This window comes from Clostridioides sp. LIBA-6622 (genome assembly GCF_056716095.1).
Map to the genome: position 1 here is coordinate 932,199 of NZ_CP196998.1, position 19,606 is coordinate 951,804.

A 19,606-nucleotide genomic window follows, 5' to 3' on the forward strand; every position below is an offset into this window, starting at 1 on the left:
AAATATATCCCTAAGGTTTGAATAGCATAGGGGTTGATGGTTTTTGGAACATTTATTGGAGGTTAATAATCTATCTGTAAGTTTTAAAGTAGAAGAAGGAGAAGTTCAGGCTGTAAGAAATGTATCTTTCAATTTAAAAAAAGGTGAAACACTTGCTATAGTTGGAGAATCTGGTTGTGGAAAATCTGTATTGTGTAAGAGCTTGATGAGAATACTCCCATATAATGGATATATTAAAAATGGAGAGATTTTACTTAAATCAAATGACCTGGTTAAAAACTTTGAGAAGGACATGGAGTCTATCAGAGGAAAGAATATATCAATGATATTTCAAGACCCTATGACATCTCTTAATCCAACTATATCGATAGGAAAGCAAATATCAGAAACTATATTGATTCATCAAGATATAAGTAAAAGTGAAGCTAAAAAAAGAGCTCTAGAACTTATTGAATTGGTTGGAATAGATAATCCTGAAAAGAGATTTAAACAATTTCCACATCATTTTTCTGGAGGAATGAGACAACGTATAGTAATAGCTATAGCACTTGCTTGTAATCCAGAAGTATTGATAGCTGACGAGCCTACAACAGCCCTAGATGTAACTATACAAGCCCAAATAATTGACTTAATAAAGGACTTGCAAGATAAGATAGGTTTATCAATAATATTTATAACTCATGATTTAGGTGTAGTTGCAACCATAGCTGATAGAATTGCAGTCATGTATGCAGGAAAGATTGTAGAAATAGGAACAGTAGAGGATATATTTTATGACCCTAGACATCCATATACTTGGGGATTGTTAGGTTCATTACCTACTTTGGATTCACAGGACGATTATTTATATAATATACCTGGGATGCCTCCAAACTTATTGAATCCTCCAAAAGGAGATGCGTTTGCAGTAAGGAACAAAAATGCTCTTAAAATAGATTATGAAAAAGAACCACCAATGTTTAAAATTAATGATACACATAGTGCAGCGACTTGGTTATTGCATCCAGATGCACCTAAAGTGGATATACCAGTTAGAGTAAATTGTGGAAGGGTGATTTCTAATGAATAGAGAAAAAATACTAGAAATAAAGAACTTAAAACAATATTTTCATTTGGATAAAAGTACTACTGTAAAAGCAGTTGATGATATAAGTTTCGATATATATAAAGGCGAGATATTTGGATTGGTGGGAGAGTCAGGTTCAGGAAAATCTACAACTGGCAAAACTATAATAAGATTACATGAATCTACTGGTGGAGAAGTAATTTACAAAGGAAATTGCATATCAGACAAAAAAACATATAAATTTATAAAAAAAGATGTAAATAAAAGTATGCAGATTATTTTCCAAGATTCTACTTCATCATTAAATCCACGTATGACAATTGCAGATATAATTTCAGAACCACTGAAAATACAAGGTGTCTGTAAAAATAAAACAGAGAGAATGAATAAAGTATATGAGATGTTAAATCTAGTTGGACTTGATAGAAGTTATGCAAATAAGTATCCTTCTGATTTCTCAGGTGGGCAAAGACAACGTATTGGTATAGCACGAGCTCTTTCAGTAGACCCAGACTTTATAATAGCTGATGAACCTATAGCTTCTTTAGATGTGTCTATACAGGCACAAATTGTAAATTTATTTAAAAAATTACAACAAGAAAAGAATTTAACTTGTTTATTTATAGCTCATGATTTATCTATGGTTAGACATATTAGTGACCGCATAGGAGTTATGTATAATGGTAAATTAGTAGAATTAGCAAGTTCAAATGAATTATATAATAATCCTATTCATCCATATACAAAATCTTTGCTTTCTGCAATTCCTATTCCTGACCCTAAATATGCTAAGTCAAGAAATAGAGTAGAGTATAATTCTAATGTATGTGATTGTTCAAGTGAGAAGCCATTGAGCTGGATTGAAGTTTCAGATGGTCATTTTGTATATTCTTCTAAATCAGAGATAGATAAATACCAAGAAAATTTAAAAGTTGTTTAGTATAAGGTCACTTTAAGTAATGGCTAGTTATATTAATTATGAACTAAAAACCTATTTTTGGATAAATTTTAAAATCATTCTCAAAATAGGTTTTTTTATTTCTACTTTTCGGATTTAATAAAATTAAAAACAAGGAAAATATATTATTCATAAGATACCATAAAGCATTTAAAATAGTCTATATTTTGTATTTAAATATAATAATATTAAAAAATTTACACTTTTAACAGGATTTATGTAAGTGTTTATAGAAATAAATAAACATGTACATAATACATAATTATTTTACAATCCTAAAATATGAGAATGGAGAGATGGCTATGAAGTGGAGAGACTATGCTAATGATGTAAATTTATTTGAGGATTTTGATAAAAGTATCAAGCCTCTAACTGACGAACAAAGAAAGAAAAATATAAACACTTTAATTGCATATTTTTCAAAAGAAGTTCCTTCTAAAATATACAATTTATCAAACGATGAAATTAAGCCTAGAGATATACTTAGAGGACTTTTGAATGTATATCCACCAAAAGAAATTGCTCCAGAAATACTTAGTATGTTACATAATTTATTGTTAATTGAATGTGAAGAAAGAGAGTTAGTAGATGTAAATGATATAGAAGAAGTAGAGGAAGGCATTGCTATATGGAGAGGTAATATAACAAGTTTAAAAGCAGATGCAATAGTGAATGCTGCAAACAATAAGTTGTTAGGATGTTTACAACCATTACATTTATGTGTGGATAATGAAATACATTCATGTGCAGGTCCTAGACTTAGAGAAGATTGTGATAAAATAATAAAAAAACAAGGTCATTTAGAATATACTGGAGATGCTAAAATAACAAGAGGTTATTGCCTACCTTCAAAATTTGTAGTACATACTGTTGGCCCTATTGTATCTGGTGGTCAACCAAGTAAAGAACAAGAAAAGCAACTTCTTCATTGCTATAAATCATGCTTAAACACAATAAAAGAAATTGAAGAAATAAAAAATATTGTTTTTTGTGGAATTTCTACAGGTGTATTTGGGTATCCAAAAAAAGAAGCAGCTAATCTTGCTGTAAGCAGAGTTAGATTATGGTTAAAAGAAAATCATGAAAAAAACTTGAAAGTTGTATTTAATGTATTTACTGAAGAAGAAGAAGAAAAATATAGAAGAATATTCAAATAATATTATATAATGAAATTCTAAGACTATTTATTATATAATATAACAATTTATTAATACTAAATAAAATTTGTAATTTTAGTATGTTAATGGGTATAATAGAAATCATAAGAGTAATATAAGTAATTATTCTATTACTTAAAAAATATAATCTAGGAAATTGTATGGTAAATAAATATGAAAAATAATTTTAGAAATTATATTAATTTAAGAGATAAAGTTATAATTATATCAGTTGTGTTTCTGTTAATCCTATTAATTGTATCTTATATATTTGGTAAATTAGTTTATGATAGTTCAGTTGGTTCAGAGCAATTAATAAAAAAAGAAGATGTTATAAAAGTATTTTCTGAGAGAAAAGACAAACCATTAGAAAAATTAAAAAACTATAAGACCAATGAATTGATGATACAAAGTTCTAATAATTACAAACTTGAAAGTATTTTTATAACCTCAAATATAAAGACAAAAGATACTATTATACTTGTTCATGGAATAGGAAGTTGTCATTATGAAATGCTAAAGGTAGCATATGGATATTTAGACAAAGGTTATAATGTATTAATTTATAATCAAAGAAACACAGGTAACAGTGGAGGGGATAATTATACATTTGGTCTTTATGAAAGGTATGACTTGGATAGTTTAGTTAAATTTGTAAAAAATAAATTTCCAGATGGAAGATTAGGAATACATGGATTTTCTATGGGAGCAGGAACAGCTGCTATGCATACAGAGATAAATTCTAGAAATAAAGAAGTTGATTTTTATATACTGGATTCTCCTTATTCTGAAATGAGAGAAGCTATTAGAATGGGAGTAATAGAAAAGCGTATACCAAAGATATTAGTCAATTATGTAATAACATGTGGAGATTTATATAATAAGTTTAAATCTGGATTTTGGTATAATGATGTAAGACCAGATGAGGCAGTTAAAAAGTCTAATGTTCCTATACTATTTATACATGGAACAGAAGACAAAGTTTGTGATTATAGAAACAGCCAAAACATGTGTGATTTAGTTAAACATGATAAAAAAGAGATATGGCTTATAGAAGGTGTTGGTCATGTTGATGGATATGAGCATGATAAAACAGTGTACTTCAATAAAATTTTAAAATTTACACATAGTAATGTTGTTAGTGATAAAAATTAGTTGTATATTAATAGCTTATTTATTTTGGGATTTAGTAAAAATAGATAAGCTATTTTTATGTTGAAATATAAATAATGTTTAGTAATGTGAATTAATTTCTAGTAAAAATGAAAATAACTACCAATTAAATTCATTTATACCTCAAATGAAAGAGTTAGTATTATATTACAATAAAATCTAAAGAAAAGAGAGGTAGTATATATGAAAAACAAAAATAATAAAGATATGTTGAATATGAAAGTGTTAAGGGGCTTAGGATTACTATTAATACTTTTTGATTATACAGGGGATACTTTAAATTTTTATAATTTCTTTGCCAAACCATTAGTATCAGGAAGTTTATATCAGGTAGGAGGTGCTGATTATATTGTATTTTTATTATTTATTGTAGAATGTATATACCTAGTGGGAAGATATATCTTAAAAGTTAAAATAAATTGGTGTAAAATTATTGAAAATGAAAAGGATACTTTTATAAATAATTTATTAGTTGAAAAAATACAAGAAGAAAGCAATATTGTATATAATGTATTAAATTCATACATATTGCCACATATATATAATACAGGAAGAGTATTGCTTGTTAGAATACATCATATGCTAATCTATGTTAAGGAAAAGTACTATTATGTGAATATCTATTAAATACAATAGTACTGTAAAATTTACTATATTGAAATTTGTATTAAATGTTAAACTTAATAAGGTAAATCTTTTGAAAAACACATAAAAAATCGCAATTTATTTTGACCTTAAGTTATAAATTTTGTGAAAAATTATAAATCTTATAAAATAGATTGCGATTTTAATTCTATACTTCTGCTATGATTTTACCTATATCAGTTAAGTCATATCCACCAATACCTTGAAGTTCAGCCTTAAATTCAGCTGAGTTTATTATGTTAATTATAGTTTGGTAAACCAGATTTTGTAAGTCTTCTTTTTTTATGACTAAATCATAACGTTCCTTGTGAAGAGGAATAAAGTCAATGTTATTTACTTGTAATGCTGCTTTTTCATTCCCTAATCCAACATCGGCTATTCCACGAGAAACAGTACTTGCAACGCCAAGGTGTGACAATTCTTCATTTTCATAACCTTTTATATAGTTACCATTAAAATTTAGAAGTCTAAGCTTACCATCAAGTAGAACTCTAGTACCAGCACCCTTTTCTCTATTGACAAGAGTTATGTTTGGTCTAGTTAAATCTTCCCAAGTTTTTATTTCTTTAGGATTTCCTTTAGCAACATAAAAGCCTTGCATTCTATAAGCTAAATTTATAAGCACACATGGGATTCCTGGCAATAGTTTTTTAACAAAAGTGCTATTATATTCATCTGTTTCAAAGTCCCATAGATGAGATGATGCTATAGAAACTCTGCCATTATATAATTCGTATAAAGCATTATAACTGCCTATATAAGAGCGAAATGTATTTACTCCATCTAATTTTTTTTCAACAGACCTAGCTAAAATATCTAATATTACATCTTGACCAGAAATAATAACTTTAAAATTATTATTTATAGATATATTTTTGTTGTTAAATTGTGTATCTTTTATTTTACCAGTCTTTTGACTGTTGATATATTCTTCAACATCTTTAATATCAACTCTTATTTTTTTTCCTACTTTATAAGAAGGAAGTTCACCTCTTTTAATCAATTCATATACAGTATTTTTTGTTATCTTTAATAATTCAGCTACCTCGACAGGCGTCAAAGATGATAATGAGTCCATAATACACCTCCATATAAGGTTATTTTAACATTAAAAAAAGAAAAATGTAGAAAAATATTTAAAAGTAATATAAATAATTTACTTGAAAATTTATTAGTAGGTATATATAATTAAGTTATACATAACAAAACATGATAAAACATAATAAAACATGTTAAAATATGTATCAAATTTACAAAAAGGGAGATTGTTATGAAAAAAATATTGGGAATATTAGGGCTAGTTGCATGTTTAACTTTGGGGACAGTTGGATGCAATAGTAATGAAAGTAAGAAAGATAATGAAAAACAAGAAAAAACAAATAAAAGTAGTGAGGTAGTAGAGTTAAATATATCAGCTGCTGCAAGTTTAAAAGAAGCAATGGCAAAGCTTGAAGAAGAGTACAAAAAAGTTGATTCAAATGTAAAACTTACAGTTAACTATGGAGCATCAGGTTCATTACAACAACAGATAGAACAAGGAGCACCATGTGATTTATTTATTTCAGCAGGTCAAAAACAAATGAAAGCTTTAGATGAAGAAAAGTTATTAGTTTCTGATACTATGAAAGACTTAGTAAAAAATGATTTAGTTCTTATTTCTTCTGCTGATAGTGATGTGTCTAGTATGAAAGATTTAACATCAGATAAAGTAAAGAAAATTGCTGTTGGTGAAGCTGAAAGTGTTCCAGCAGGTAAATATGCAGATGAAGTATTAACTAATTTGGATTTAAAAGATAAATTAAAAGACAAATTAGTATTTGCAAAGGATGTAAAAGAAGTTCTAGCATGGGTGCAATCAGGAAATGCTGATGTTGGATTCGTTTACTTTAGTGATACTGTTAATAATGATAAGATAAAAGTAGTTGAAAAAACAGATGAAAAAACTCATTCACCTATTACATATCCAGTTTCAGTAATTAAAGCTAGTAAAAATGCAGATGCCGCTAAGAAATTTGAAGAATTTCTGTTAAGTGATGCAGGTCAAAAGATTTTTGAAGAATTTGGATACAAAAAAGTAGAGTAAGTTTACAAATAAAGTATGTATATTTAAATATAAATTATATATAAATAAATGAAAATTGAAAATAATTGTATATTATAATAAAATGGAAATAGTGAAATTAATAGATATATTAATTTCACTATTTCCATTTAAAATTAAGGAGGGAAAGATGGGAACAGATTGGTCACCTTTATGGATATCACTTAAGACATCTTTTTTGTCAACAGTAATAACTTTTATAATAGGAATATTTGTGTCATATATTATGGCTAATTATAGAGGCAAGTGGAAGGGTCTTATAGATGGATTATTTACACTCCCATTAATTTTACCACCAACAGTTGTAGGATTCTTTTTGTTATTGTTATGTGGGAAAAATGGTTTTGTAGGTAAATTTTTATTAAGTTTTGATAAGACTTTAATATTTAGCTGGACAGCAACTGTAATTTCAGCAGTAGTGGTGTCTTTTCCTATGATGTACAGAACTTCAAGGTCAGCATTTGAACAGATTGATAATAATATGTTGTCAGCTGCGAGAACATTAGGTCTTAATGAATGGAAAGTGTTTTTTAAGATTGCAGTTCCATTGGCATGGCCTGGAATAATTGGTGGATTGGTGTTGTCATTTGCTAGAGCCCTTGGAGAATTTGGTGCAACACTTATGATAGCTGGTAATATACCTGGAAAAACTCAAACTATGCCAATAGCTATATTTTTTGCTGTTGAGGGTGGAGATATGAATAAAGCTATGATGTGGGTTATGATTATTGTAGTAATATCTATAGCAATGATTTTATTATTAAATTATTGGTCTGAATTTCAGCAAAAAATTATAGGAAAGAGGTGTAGATAATTGAGTTTATATGTAGATATTGAAAAAGATTTATCCTCTTTTAAATTAAAGGTAAAAATTGAACAAGAAAAAGGAATTTTAGGCTTTTTAGGTGAGTCTGGTTCTGGAAAAAGCATGACATTAAAATGTATAGCAGGGCTTGAGAGACCAACAAAAGGTAGGATTGTATTAAATGATATAGTACTGTTTGATTCTGAAAAAAAGATAAATTTGTCAACTCAAGAAAGAAAAGTAGGCTTTCTATTTCAAAACTATGCCTTGTTTCCACATATGACTGTAGGTCAAAATATTGAGCTTGGGCTTTTAAAACTAAGTAAGAATGAAAAAAAGGAAATAGTAGAAAGATACTTAGATATACTTAAGTTAAATGGGTTTGAGAGGAGATATCCTTGGCAATTATCTGGTGGTCAGCAACAAAGGGTAGCTCTAGCTAGAGCATTGGCAACATCTCCAGATATATTACTTTTAGATGAGCCTTTCTCAGCACTAGACCATCATTTAAGAAGTAATATGGAAAAAGAACTTATGAATATGTTAAAAGATTACAAAGGAGATATATTATTTGTCACTCATGATATTGAGGAAGCTTATAGAGTTTGTGATGACATTATGGTATATAACAAAGGGGAAGGCCTTCCCAAAAGACCTAAAAAAGAATTGTTTGAATTTCCAAAATACCTTATGGAAGCAAAGATAACAGGGTGTAAAAATATATCTCAATTAAATAGAATGGATGAAAATACTGTTTATGCTACTGATTGGGGCTGTGAGTTGACATTAAATAGAGAAATAGGTGATAATATAGAATATGTGGGAATCAGAGAGCATCATATTAAAGTCTTGGATTCTAATGAAGATTTAAGTGGAAAGCTATGTTTTGAATTGATTAACATTATAGAAAATCCATTTACATATACTATATACGTTAGAAAACATGATTTATCTAACAAGTGTATGCCTATTCAAATAGAATTAGAAAAAAGTAAAATGAGATTTAAGAAAGGAGACAGCATTTATTTAGATTTTCCACAGGAATATTTATTTTGCTTTAGATACAATTATAACGAAAAGGAGTAAATTATATGACTGAAAAAGAAAAAATGTTGTCAGGTAAAGGCTATTATGCAAGTGATGAAACTCTAATAAAAGAAAGAGAAAAGTGCAAAAGACTAACTAGATTATTTAATAATACTTTAGAGGATGAATATGAGAAAAGAGAAGAGATTCTAAGAGAATTGTTTGGCTCAACAGGTAGTAAAATAAATGTAGAACAAAATATAAGATGTGATTATGGATATAACATACATGTAGGTGAAAATTTTTTTGCAAATTATGATTGTATCTTCTTAGATGTATGTAAAATAGAAATTGGTGATAATGTAATGTTAGCTCCAAATGTGCAAATCTATACAGCCTATCACCCAATGGATGCACAACTTAGAAACTCAGGCATAGAGTATGGTTCTCCTATAAAAATAGGTAATAATGTATGGATAGGTGGCGGAGTAATCATAACACCAGGTATTACTATAGGTGATAATGTAGTAATAGGTGCAGGAAGTGTAGTGACAAAAGATATTCCATCAGATACTGTAGCTGTTGGAAATCCTTGTAGAGTAATAAAGAGAATAGAAGAATAAGTATTTATTATGTAAAGACTGTAAAAATATGCCTGTTTCTTGTTTTAGAAAACTCATAGAAACAGGCATATTAATTGTATAGAGAAATTATATTTAATTTTATATCGTTCAAACTAGAGTAGTTAAATTATTTATTTTCAGTCTTAACGTAAACTATCTTATTGTCAGAAGGTTTATCTATAGAAAGTGCTTTTAATGTATCTTCATTAATAATTAAATTAGTTTCATCTAAACTTGTTATAGGCATATCTGAAACGTTAGATTCGCCTTTTAGTACTTTAACAGCCATTTCACCAGTTTTATAGCCCAATTTTTCGTAATTTATACCTTGGCAAGCTAATGCTCCTCCTTTTACCATTCCTTCTTCTGCTGCTATTATAGGCACTTTGTTTTTAGTAGCAAGTTGAGATACTATAGGCATAGAAGATGCAAGCAAATTGTCTGTAGGAGCATAAATAACATCAATATTTCCCATTAAACTAGAAGCTGCTTGATTTATTTCACTAGAAGAACTAATTCCTTTTTCAATAATCTTAAGCCCTTTTTTGTCAGCATATTTTTTCAAATTATCAACTTGAACTTTAGAATTTACTTCACTAGTATTGTATATAACCCCTATAGTTTTTGCCTTTGGAACAAGTACATCAAGAGCTTCCATACTTTTTTCAATCGGTGTAAAGTTAGAAGTTCCAGAAACATTTTTACCTGGCTTATCTAAAGAATCTGCAAATCCAGCAGAAACAGGGTCAGTTACAGCAGTAATAAGTATAGGTATATCTTTAGTTGCATTATATGCAGCCTGAGCAGATGGTGTAGATATAGCGAATATCAAGTCCTTTTTATCAGAGACGAATTTACTCGCTATGGTCTGTGTAGTAGGCATATCATTTTGAGCATTTTGGTAATCTATTTCTATATTTTTACTATCCTTAAAACCATTATCTTCTAAAGCTTTAACAAAACCTTCTTTGGAGGCATCTAAGGCTTGATGCTCAACTAATTGTGTAATGCCAATTTTTTTTATATCATTGTTTTTGCTGGTTGATTCATTTGAATCACCTTCATTATTCTTAGAGCAACCTGTAATGGTGGATATACTAAGAACACCAATCAAAGTTAACTTTATTAGTTTACTGCATTTCATTTTGACCACTCCCTCAAAAAATCTATTATATCTATTCTTGTTTAGTTTTTACATAAGAAATATTATCATTAGAAGGTTTTTCCATACCTAAAGCTTTTAATATATCTTCATTAACTATTATATCTGTATCATCTAATGTAGCTACAGGCATATCAGAAACTGATTCTCCATTTAAAATTTTAACTGCTATTTCACCTGTTTTGTAACCTAGTTTTTCATAGTTGATACCTTGACAAGCAAGAGCTCCTTTTTCAACTGGACCAGATTCAGCTGCTATAACAGGAATTTTATTCTCAGTAGCTATTTTAGAAACTATAGGCATAGAAGAAGCTACTAAGTTATCTGTAGGAACATATAAGACATCTATTTTACCAACTAAACTAGAAATTCCTTGATTAACTTCATTTGAAGTAGTTACACCTTTTTCAACAACTTTAAAACCATTTTTAGATGCATATTCTTTTAAAGCATCAACTTGAACTTTAGAATTTACTTCACTAGTATTGTACATAACACCTATAGTTTTTGCCTTAGGAGCAAATATTTTAAGAAGTTCTAAGCCTTTGTCTACAGAAACAAAATCTGATGTACCAGATACATTTCCACCTGGTTTTTCAAGTGTTTTAACTAATCCAGCAGCAACAGGGTCACTTACAGCAGTGATAAGTATAGGTATATCTTTAGTAGCATTAAAAGCTGCCTGAGCTGATGGAGTAGATATAGCAAATATTAAATCTTTCTTGTCAGATGCAAATTTACTTGCAATACTTTGTGTAGTAGGCATATCATTTTGAGCATTTTGGAAGTCTATATCGATATTTTCTCCATCTTTAAATCCATTCTTTTCTAATGCTTTTACAAATCCTGCCTTAGTAGCATCTAATGCTGGATGCTCAACCAATTGGGTTATCCCAATTTTTTTAACAGCTTTATTTTTAGAAGTACTTTCTTGTTTTGAATTACCAGAATCTCCACCTTGTGAACATCCTGTAAGCATAGATATACTAAGTGCACCAGCTAAAATTAAACTTGCCAATCTTTTTTTATTAATCATTTTTATATCCCCCTCAAGAATTTTATTGTTATATATGTTCATATATTCATATGAATTATTGTAGAATTAGCAGAATTATTATATTTTTGAGTCTATTTTAGAAATAAACTAAACTTAAATTAATATAATAGATATGTTTTAAACTGCATATTCAAATTTTTCTAAGATTTCTTCAACTGTTAATTGTTCTTTTTCTTTACCCTTTACATCCAATACAACTTCACCTTTATGAAGCATTATTAATCTATCTCCATATTGAAGAGCATGTTTTAAATTGTGAGTTACCATAAGTGTAGTTATATTTTTTTCCCTTACAATCTTATTAGTCAACTCAATTACTTCATTTGATGTTTTGGGGTCAAGTGCTGCTGTATGTTCATCAAGTAATAAAACAGAAGGATTTGTCAAACATGACATAATTAGTGATAGTGATTGTCTTTGACCTCCTGATAAGAACTGTACTTGAACATCAAGATATTTTTTTAAATCAAGAGACACACCTTCTAATAAATTTTCTAAGAAATCTCTTTTGTAACGAAGACATTTTCTTAGGTTTAATAATTTGCCTTTATTGAGAGCTAAAGATAAGTTTTCTCTAACTGTCATAGAAGGACAAGTTCCAAGGCTTGGGTCTTGGAAAACTCTACTTACTATTTGAGTTCTTCTATGTTCTGCTAGGTTAGACAAGTTGTGTTTATTTAATAATACTTGACCAGAAGATTCTTTTATAAGCCCAGATATTATATTTAGTAAAGTAGATTTACCAGTTCCATTACTACCTATGATACTTACAAATTCACCATCATCTATATCAATTGATAAATTCTCAAATATAGTATTAGGTTGACCATATGGATTAGGGAAACTTTTTGAAAGATTTTTAATTTGTAACATCTATAACACCTCTTTTTTCTGATTTATTTTTGGTACTAGCTTTGTGGTTGTTTTTTTTTAGAGAAATATTTAAATTACCAGTAGCTAAGAAAGCTATTATAACTATAGCAGTTATTAGTTTTAAGTCAGTTGATAACATTCCTAAACTCATTGCAAAGTATATAGTAAATTGGTATATAAAAGAGCCAACGATTATTGCGGTAGTATCTTTAATGAAAGTGAACTTCTTAAATAAAGTAATACCAATTATTATAGATGCAATTCCAAGAACTAGAGTTCCTATACCCATATTTACATCTGAGAATCCTAAGAACTGAGCCATAAGGCTACCAGATAAAGCTATAAGTCCATTTGAAATCATAAGTCCTAGTATCTTTATAGAACCGATATTTATACCCAAAGATTTAATCATTTGAGAGTTATCGCCAACACCTTTTAGAGTGTATCCAAGACCTGTTTTTAGGAATAAGTCCAAGAAGACCTTACAGATAAAAACGAATACTAAGGCTAAAACTATAGGAGATACTTCTCCATTGAATAAGTGCTTGAAACTAAATAGAGGGATATTTGATTTTCCCATTATTCTTAAATTGATAGAGTATAGCATTCCCATAACTAAAATACCAGAAAGCAAGTTAGAAATCTTAAACTTAATGTGAAGAATTCCAGTAACAAGACCAGCAATGCAACCACATAAGATAGCCATTAGTGTCGCCACTATAGGAGAAATACCATTAGTAAGAGAAAATGCTACGATAGAAGCACCCATTGTGTAACTACCATCAGCAGACATATCGGGAAAATCTAAGATTTTGTAAGTTATATAAACCCCCAGTGCCATAATCGATAAAATTAAACTTTGCGTCATTACAGATATAATACCTGACATAAATAAAACACTCCTTTGAAAATATTTTTATAATTTTAATTATTTGCTAATTTTGTGTATAAAAAAACCACATAGTATACAAAACTATGTGGTGAAAAACGCGAATAAGCCACATAGTCTAATCTATGTGGCTCTTATATAGTTAAATGAAAACTCTATAAACAATATAGCCAACATAGATACAATCCCAAAATTTTACTAGTCTTAAGGGGTCTGTATCTATGTTAAAACGTAGGTACAAACCCTAAAAATAGTGGCTATAATAATAATAATATTTTTTATTGTTTAATAAAGTATTCATAATTATCTCTCCCTTTAATATTTTAATTAGTCAGAAAATTATATGTATTCTCGACTTGTTATAAATTATAAATTATACAATAATAAAAGTCAACTGCTAAATTTAATTAAAATACTAAATAATGTATGCTTATATAACTTTGAAATCAATGTATTGTTTGCGAAAAACGTTATCCTTAGATTGAATTAATATGGAAAATTTGTGAAAATATTTACTAAGTATAAAGTCTATATGTACATACATTCATACAATTTTATAAAAAAAAGCTGTCTAAAGAATATTAAGATTCTTTTGGACAGCTCAAGTTGTGATTAGAAAGTTATATAACTTTCATAATCAGTCGTCAATGTAGACGACTTTTATGGAAAATGAATAACTTTATATGCAATATTTAAATTGCTGAAATAAGCACAATTTTCAAAGGGTTAGGGTGGATAAGAGTACTTATTATATAAAGTTTTCATATTACCTACTTTGTTAAATTTAATAAATTTTATTCTGCAGATTTTGTATTTTCATCTGACTTTATATACTTTATATTATCGGCTGATAACTTTTGCATGTCAAGTGCTTTTAGTGTATCTTCATTAATTATTATTTCAGTTTCATCCAACATAGTAACTGGTATATCACCAACAGATTTTCCTTCTAACACTTCAATAGCAAGTTCTCCAGCTTTATATCCTAGCTTTTCATAGTCTATTCCACAACAAGCTAAAGCACCAGAAGATACAGAACCTTCTTCAGAAGCTATTATAGGAATTTTGTTCTCATTAGCAACTTTAGAAACTATTGGCATAGAAGAAACTATTAAATTGTCAGTAGGCACATATAAAACATCTATTTTACCAACTAAACTAGAAATAGCTTGATTAACTTCACTTGAAGAGCTAATTCCTTTTTCAACAACTTCATAATTATTTTTCTTAGCATAATCATGTAAAGAATCAACTTGAATTTTTGAATTAACTTCACTAGTATTGTATATAACACCTATTTTTTTTGCTTTTGGAGCTAATGTTTTAACTAATTCTAATGTTTTATCAATAGAAAGATAGTCTGATGTACCAGAAATATTTCCACCTGGTTTTTCAATAGATTTAACAAGCCCAGCTTCTACAGGGTCTGTAACAGCAGTCATGATTATAGGTATATCTTTAGTAGCATTGTAAGCTGCCTGAGCAGACGGAGTAGATATAGCATATATCAAATCTTTTTTATCAGATACGAATTTACTTGCAATACTTTGTGTAGTAGGCATATCGTTTTGTGCATTTTGGAAGTCTATTTTTATATTATCTCCATCCTTATAGCCTTTGTCTTCAAGTGCTTTTATAAATCCTTTCTTTGCCTTATCTAGAGATGGATGTTCTACCAATTGAGTGATACCTATATTTTTTTGTTTTTTATTGTCTGTTTTACTCTTTTCATTTGAAGCACTAGAGCCATCATTTTGGGAACAACCAGTAAGCATTGATACACCAAGCACTCCTGCTATAATTAAACTTAATATTTTTTTACTTTTTATCATTTTATTTTCCTCCCTCAAATTTAAATAGTTATATTTGTTCATATATTCATATAAAAGATTATAAGTATGCTTGATTAAGACTAAGTTTTTTATTTCTTAAACTGCATATTCGAATTTTTCTAAGATTTCTTCAACTGTTAATTGCTCTTTTTCCTTATCCTTTACATCTAAAACAACTTCGCCTTTATGAAGCATTATCAATCTATCACCATATTGAAGAGCATGCTTTAAATTGTGAGTTACCATAAGTGTAGTTATATTTTTTTCTCTTACTATTTTGTCTGTTAACCCAATAACTTCATTTGATGTTTTAGGGTCAAGAGCTGCTGTATGTTCATCTAACAGAAGAACTTTAGGACTTGCTAGGCTAGACATAATTAGCGATAGTGACTGTCTTTGACCTCCTGAAAGATATTGAACTTTGATATCTAGGTATTTTTTTAAATCTAAAGAAATTCCTTCAAGTAAGAGTTCTAAGTCATCTGTTTTATGACGAAGACACTTTCTTAAATTTAATAATTTACCTTTATTAAGAGCTAAAGACAAATTTTCTCTAACTGTCATAGAAGGACAAGTTCCTAGGCTTGGGTCTTGAAAAACTCGGCTCACTATTTGAGTCCTTTTGTATTCAGCTAAATTTGTTATAGCAGTATTGTTTAAAGTAATTTCTCCAGAAGATTCTTTTATAAGTCCAGATATTATATTTAGTAAAGTAGATTTACCAGTTCCATTACTACCTATGATACTTACAAATTCACCATCCTCTATATCAATTGATAAATTCTCAAATATAGTATTAGGTTGACCATATGGATTAGGGAAACTTTTTGAAAGATTTTTAATTTGTAACATCTATAACACCTCTTTTTTCTGATTTATTTTTGGTACTAGCTTTGTGGTTGTTTTTTTTTAGAGAAATATTTAAATTACCAGTAGCTAAGAAAGCTATTATAACTATAGCAGTTATTAGTTTTAAGTCAGTTGATAACATTCCTAAACTCATTGCAAAGTATATAGTAAATTGGTATATAAAAGAGCCAACGATTATTGCAGTAGTATCTTTAATAAAAGTGAATTTCTTAAATAAAGTGATACCAATTATGATAGATGCAATTCCAAGAACTAGAGTTCCTATACCCATATTTACATCTGAGAATCCTAAGAACTGAGCCATAAGGCTACCAGATAAAGCTATAAGTCCATTTGAAATCATAAGTCCTAGTATTTTTATAGAACCGATATTTATACCCAAAGATTTAATCATTTGAGAGTTATCACCAACACCTTTTAGAGTGTATCCAAGACCTGTTTTTAAGAATAAATCCAAGAAAACCTTACAGATAAAAACGAATACTAAGGCTAAAACTATAGGAGATACTTCTCCATTGAATAAGTGCTTGAAACTAAATAGAGGGATATTTGATTTTCCCATTATTCTTAAATTGATAGAGTATAGCATTCCCATAACTAAAATACCAGAAAGTAAGTTAGAAATCTTAAACTTAATGTGAAGAATTCCAGTAACAAGACCAGCAATGCAACCACATAAGATAGCCATTAGTGTCGCCACTATAGGAGAAATACCATTAGTAAGAGAAAATGCTACGATAGAAGCACCCATTGTGTAACTACCATCAGCAGACATATCGGGAAAATCTAAGATTTTGTAAGTTATATAAACCCCCAGTGCCATAATCGATAAAATTAAACTTTGCGTCATTACAGATATAATACCTGACATAAATAAAACACCCCTTTGAAAATATTTTTAAATAATTTTTAAAATTTAATTTTAAAATTGAAATTTGATATAAAAAAACCACACAGTATATATAACTGTATGGCAAAAATACGAATAAGCCACACAGTATAATCCATGTGGCTCTATATTATGATGATAAAATAAAAACTTTAACAACAATTACTATAGCCAACACAGATACAATCCTTAAAAATCATAATCCTAAGGGGTTTGTATCTATGTTATGACAATTTGTCTTAACTTAGTTACAAACCCTAACTAAATTGGCTATTAAAAAATCGTACTTGTTTGTTTAATAAAGTCTTCATGTTTATCTCTCCTTTTAATTTAATAATTTTGAAAATTTTGTTTTCTGTTTTGTATAGTAATTAGTTTAATACAGTAAAAAATAAAAGTCAACTATAAAATTTGAAAAATTATTAAATTATCAGAAAATTTGATTTAAATAAAAAATTTTTTATGTATAGAATATAGCAATATTCTTAATTATTATTTTTTTAATAAAAATAATAAATATCAATAAGCAATAAAAGATTATAAAAAATAAAAAAACTTTAGATAATTAGTTCAAATAGGCTTTAAATCAACATAATAACTCAAATTATATGATATAATAAAATTAAATAATTATTTTAATTCAAAATTTTTTGTTATTTTAAATTGTTTTAAAATCTTAGTTTTAGTGATTCTATTATGATATTAAAAAGACTTCAATAGATATTTATTTGTAAATATTTTAAGAAGTCTTTAACTTTATAGGAGTGATAATTTATGCTGATAGGTACATCTAATTTAAGTAGAAATGTTGATACCGCATGTGTGAAAGAATTGGGAATTCCAATGATTGTATTAATGGAAAATGCTGTCATATCTGCAGTGAAAAATATGGATATAGATATATATAATAGCTATGTGGTTGTATGTGGTGTTGGTAACAATGGTGGAGATGGTCTTGGAATAGCAAGACATTTAAATACAAAAGGAAAAGATGTAGAAGTATTTTTAATAGGGAATATTGAAAAGCTAAGTGAATGTTCCAAAATAAACTACAATATACTTTTAAATATGGGGATTAATATTATAAATATTAATAAAAGTGATTTAAGAGAAGAAGATGTTGGAAATAAAAATAAAGTTGATAAAATTATTAAGGATGAAAAAGAAAATATTATAAAAAATAAAAATTTAACAACATTTAAAGATACAATATCTAAAAGTGATGTTGTAGTAGATGCTATATTTGGTACTGGATTAAAACGAGATATAACTGGTATTTTTAAAGAAGTAATTGATATGGTAAATGATAATAGTAAAAATACATATTCTATAGATGTTCCATCAGGTATAGATAGTGATAAAGGAAATGTGTTAGGAACTTGTATTAAAGCAAATAAGACAATTAGTTTTGAGTTTTATAAGAGAGGTTTTTTAAACTATGATATTAGTTCGCTTATAGGTGATGTAATTGTAGAAAAAATAGGCGTGCCAGAGTTTATTACAAGAAAATACCATGAAGATGAGTTCATAACTGATGAGAATTTTGTGAAAAATAATATTAGAATAAGAGAGATACATGGTTTTAAAAGTGACTTTGGAAAAGTATCCATAGTTGCAGGTTCAAAAGGATTTTATGGTGCAAGTTTTATAGCAATTGAATCTGCTGTTAAGAGTGGGAGTGGACTTGTAACATTAATTAGCGAAGAAGATGTACAAAACAAGGCATCTATTAGGCTTACAGAAGCGATGACTGTAAATTTTGAAGAAGAAAGATTGAATAAAATATTGAGTTCTAGCAATGCAATTGGTTTTGGTCCAGGAATGGGAGATAATCAGCAGACATTTGATAAATTGCTTAAAACAGTGGAAGGCTCTAATTGTCCAATTGTATTAGATGCTGATGGACTAAATATTATGAAAGATAAATGTTATAGATTTTTAGAGTGGGAGAATAAATTCGTGATTACACCTCATCTGGGAGAAATGGCCAGGTTGACAGGAGACTCAATTGGGTATATAAGAGAACATAGAGTAGATGTAGCAAAAGAATTTGCTCAAAAATATAATGTAGTTGTACTTTTAAAAGGTTATCAAACTGTCATAACAGATGGCAAAAAAACATATATAAATCCTACAGGAAATAGTTGTATGGCAACTGGAGGAATGGGAGACTGTTTGCTTGGTATGATTACTTCATTTATAGGTCAAGGTATGGAGATATTTGAAGCTACAGTCATGGGAGCATATATACATGGTTATATAGGAGATAAATTAAGTAAGAAAATGTATACAGTAACTGCAACGGATTTAATAAGTAACATTTCGTTAACAATGAAAGAGTTTTTGCTTATCTAAGAATTGACATTTGATACTACTTTGTAACAACTTTAACAAAGTATGTTGATATAATACTATTAAATTAATTTAAAATTAATTTATTGTATTGATTTATAGTTTAAATTTATATTTAAAAACATTAT

The 19,606-nt window shown here is 28.3% G+C and carries 18 protein-coding genes; 10 read left to right on the forward strand and 8 right to left on the reverse strand.

The window, feature by feature from the left end; translation table 11 throughout:
* Positions 1-43: 43 nt before the first annotated feature.
* The 5 genes from ACTG47_RS04585 to ACTG47_RS04605 all read left to right on the forward strand — a co-directional run bounded on the left by ACTG47_RS04585 (position 44) and on the right by ACTG47_RS04605 (position 4,981).
* Positions 44-1,069, forward strand: a complete 1,026-nt coding sequence (locus ACTG47_RS04585) for an ABC transporter ATP-binding protein (RefSeq protein WP_479926280.1) — start codon at positions 44-46, stop codon at positions 1,067-1,069.
* Positions 1,062-2,006: an ABC transporter ATP-binding protein gene (locus ACTG47_RS04590; RefSeq protein WP_169468594.1), complete on the forward strand. Its 945-nt coding sequence runs from the start codon at positions 1,062-1,064 to the stop codon at positions 2,004-2,006. The genes ACTG47_RS04585 and ACTG47_RS04590 overlap by 8 nt, the downstream gene beginning before the upstream one ends.
* 320 nt (positions 2,007-2,326) lie before the next feature.
* Complete coding sequence (locus tag ACTG47_RS04595; protein ID WP_479926281.1) at positions 2,327-3,181, forward strand: protein-ADP-ribose hydrolase; 855 nt, start codon at positions 2,327-2,329, stop codon at positions 3,179-3,181.
* 174 nt (positions 3,182-3,355) lie between these two features.
* Entirely contained in the window at positions 3,356-4,336 is a 981-nt protein-coding gene (locus ACTG47_RS04600) for an alpha/beta hydrolase (RefSeq protein WP_479926282.1), read from the forward strand.
* 201 nt (positions 4,337-4,537) lie between these two features.
* A complete protein-coding gene (locus ACTG47_RS04605; protein WP_479926283.1) occupies positions 4,538-4,981 on the forward strand; it encodes a hypothetical protein in 444 nt (147 codons plus the stop codon).
* 166 nt (positions 4,982-5,147) lie between these two features.
* Here the strand turns inward: ACTG47_RS04605 and ACTG47_RS04610 are convergent, their stop codons facing one another.
* Positions 5,148-6,077: a substrate-binding domain-containing protein gene (locus tag ACTG47_RS04610; RefSeq protein WP_479926284.1), complete on the reverse strand. Its 930-nt coding sequence runs from the start codon at positions 6,075-6,077 to the stop codon at positions 5,148-5,150.
* A gap of 192 nt (positions 6,078-6,269) precedes the next feature.
* On the opposite strand from ACTG47_RS04610, the gene modA reads away from it, so the two are divergent.
* From modA to ACTG47_RS04630, 4 genes are all read left to right on the forward strand, one after another.
* Entirely contained in the window at positions 6,270-7,082 is an 813-nt protein-coding gene (modA, locus tag ACTG47_RS04615; RefSeq protein ID WP_479926285.1) for a molybdate ABC transporter substrate-binding protein, read from the forward strand.
* 148 nt (positions 7,083-7,230) lie between these two features.
* Positions 7,231-7,914 (forward strand): molybdate ABC transporter permease subunit, encoded by a 684-nt coding sequence (gene modB / locus ACTG47_RS04620; protein ID WP_169468581.1) that lies wholly within the window; start codon positions 7,231-7,233, stop codon positions 7,912-7,914.
* Positions 7,915-8,991 (forward strand): sulfate/molybdate ABC transporter ATP-binding protein, encoded by a 1,077-nt coding sequence (locus ACTG47_RS04625; RefSeq protein WP_479926286.1) that lies wholly within the window; start codon positions 7,915-7,917, stop codon positions 8,989-8,991.
* A 5-nt stretch (positions 8,992-8,996) separates the two neighbouring features.
* Entirely contained in the window at positions 8,997-9,554 is a 558-nt protein-coding gene (locus ACTG47_RS04630) for a sugar O-acetyltransferase (RefSeq protein ID WP_479926287.1), read from the forward strand.
* A 127-nt stretch (positions 9,555-9,681) separates the two neighbouring features.
* Here ACTG47_RS04630 and ACTG47_RS04635 read toward each other — a convergent pair whose 3' ends face one another.
* From ACTG47_RS04635 to ACTG47_RS04665, 7 genes are all read right to left on the reverse strand, one after another.
* Positions 9,682-10,698, reverse strand: a complete 1,017-nt coding sequence (locus ACTG47_RS04635; RefSeq protein ID WP_479926288.1) for an ABC transporter substrate-binding protein — start codon at positions 10,696-10,698, stop codon at positions 9,682-9,684.
* A 31-nt stretch (positions 10,699-10,729) separates the two neighbouring features.
* Positions 10,730-11,752 (reverse strand): CD0873 family tyrosine ABC transporter substrate-binding lipoprotein, encoded by a 1,023-nt coding sequence (locus ACTG47_RS04640; RefSeq protein WP_479926289.1) that lies wholly within the window; start codon positions 11,750-11,752, stop codon positions 10,730-10,732.
* 138 nt (positions 11,753-11,890) lie between these two features.
* Positions 11,891-12,646 carry an ABC transporter ATP-binding protein gene (locus tag ACTG47_RS04645; RefSeq protein WP_479926290.1) on the reverse strand — a complete coding sequence of 252 codons (756 nt, stop codon included), beginning with the start codon at positions 12,644-12,646 and terminating at the stop codon, positions 11,891-11,893.
* Positions 12,633-13,535, reverse strand: coding sequence for an ABC transporter permease (locus ACTG47_RS04650; RefSeq protein ID WP_479926291.1), 903 nt, complete (start codon positions 13,533-13,535; stop codon positions 12,633-12,635). The genes ACTG47_RS04645 and ACTG47_RS04650 overlap by 14 nt, the downstream gene beginning before the upstream one ends.
* 794 nt (positions 13,536-14,329) lie before the next feature.
* Positions 14,330-15,367 carry an ABC transporter substrate-binding protein gene (locus ACTG47_RS04655; protein ID WP_479926292.1) on the reverse strand — a complete coding sequence of 346 codons (1,038 nt, stop codon included), beginning with the start codon at positions 15,365-15,367 and terminating at the stop codon, positions 14,330-14,332.
* Positions 15,368-15,463: 96 nt separating this feature from the next.
* On the reverse strand, positions 15,464-16,219 hold the full coding sequence (locus tag ACTG47_RS04660) for an ABC transporter ATP-binding protein (RefSeq protein WP_479926293.1): 756 nt from the start codon (positions 16,217-16,219) through the stop codon (positions 15,464-15,466).
* Positions 16,206-17,108: an ABC transporter permease gene (locus tag ACTG47_RS04665; protein ID WP_479926291.1), complete on the reverse strand. Its 903-nt coding sequence runs from the start codon at positions 17,106-17,108 to the stop codon at positions 16,206-16,208. Before ACTG47_RS04665 ends, ACTG47_RS04660 begins: the two co-directional genes overlap by 14 nt.
* Positions 17,109-17,900: 792 nt before the next feature.
* On the opposite strand from ACTG47_RS04665, the gene ACTG47_RS04670 reads away from it, so the two are divergent.
* Positions 17,901-19,481 carry an NAD(P)H-hydrate dehydratase gene (locus ACTG47_RS04670; protein ID WP_479926294.1) on the forward strand — a complete coding sequence of 527 codons (1,581 nt, stop codon included), beginning with the start codon at positions 17,901-17,903 and terminating at the stop codon, positions 19,479-19,481.
* Positions 19,482-19,606: the final 125 nt, after the last annotated feature.

What these genes read in the sequence shown, in the direction of transcription:
- ACTG47_RS04670 (WP_479926294.1), top strand. Translation starts at nt 17,901, where the DNA reads ATGCTGATAGGTACATCTAATTTAAGTAGAAATGTTGATACCGCATGT.
- ACTG47_RS04630 (WP_479926287.1), top strand. Translation starts at nt 8,997, where the DNA reads ATGACTGAAAAAGAAAAAATGTTGTCAGGTAAAGGCTATTATGCAAGT.
- ACTG47_RS04605 (WP_479926283.1), top strand. Translation starts at nt 4,538, where the DNA reads ATGAAAAACAAAAATAATAAAGATATGTTGAATATGAAAGTGTTAAGG.
- ACTG47_RS04660 (WP_479926293.1), bottom strand. Translation starts at nt 16,219, where the DNA reads ATGTTACAAATTAAAAATCTTTCAAAAAGTTTCCCTAATCCATATGGT.
- ACTG47_RS04600 (WP_479926282.1), top strand. Translation starts at nt 3,356, where the DNA reads ATGAAAAATAATTTTAGAAATTATATTAATTTAAGAGATAAAGTTATA.
- ACTG47_RS04610 (WP_479926284.1), bottom strand. Translation starts at nt 6,077, where the DNA reads ATGGACTCATTATCATCTTTGACGCCTGTCGAGGTAGCTGAATTATTA.
- ACTG47_RS04665 (WP_479926291.1), bottom strand. Translation starts at nt 17,108, where the DNA reads ATGTCAGGTATTATATCTGTAATGACGCAAAGTTTAATTTTATCGATT.
- ACTG47_RS04595 (WP_479926281.1), top strand. Translation starts at nt 2,327, where the DNA reads ATGAAGTGGAGAGACTATGCTAATGATGTAAATTTATTTGAGGATTTT.
- ACTG47_RS04590 (WP_169468594.1), top strand. Translation starts at nt 1,062, where the DNA reads ATGAATAGAGAAAAAATACTAGAAATAAAGAACTTAAAACAATATTTT.
- ACTG47_RS04655 (WP_479926292.1), bottom strand. Translation starts at nt 15,367, where the DNA reads ATGATAAAAAGTAAAAAAATATTAAGTTTAATTATAGCAGGAGTGCTT.
- ACTG47_RS04650 (WP_479926291.1), bottom strand. Translation starts at nt 13,535, where the DNA reads ATGTCAGGTATTATATCTGTAATGACGCAAAGTTTAATTTTATCGATT.
- ACTG47_RS04640 (WP_479926289.1), bottom strand. Translation starts at nt 11,752, where the DNA reads ATGATTAATAAAAAAAGATTGGCAAGTTTAATTTTAGCTGGTGCACTT.
- ACTG47_RS04635 (WP_479926288.1), bottom strand. Translation starts at nt 10,698, where the DNA reads ATGAAATGCAGTAAACTAATAAAGTTAACTTTGATTGGTGTTCTTAGT.
- modB (WP_169468581.1), top strand. Translation starts at nt 7,231, where the DNA reads ATGGGAACAGATTGGTCACCTTTATGGATATCACTTAAGACATCTTTT.
- ACTG47_RS04645 (WP_479926290.1), bottom strand. Translation starts at nt 12,646, where the DNA reads ATGTTACAAATTAAAAATCTTTCAAAAAGTTTCCCTAATCCATATGGT.
- modA (WP_479926285.1), top strand. Translation starts at nt 6,270, where the DNA reads ATGAAAAAAATATTGGGAATATTAGGGCTAGTTGCATGTTTAACTTTG.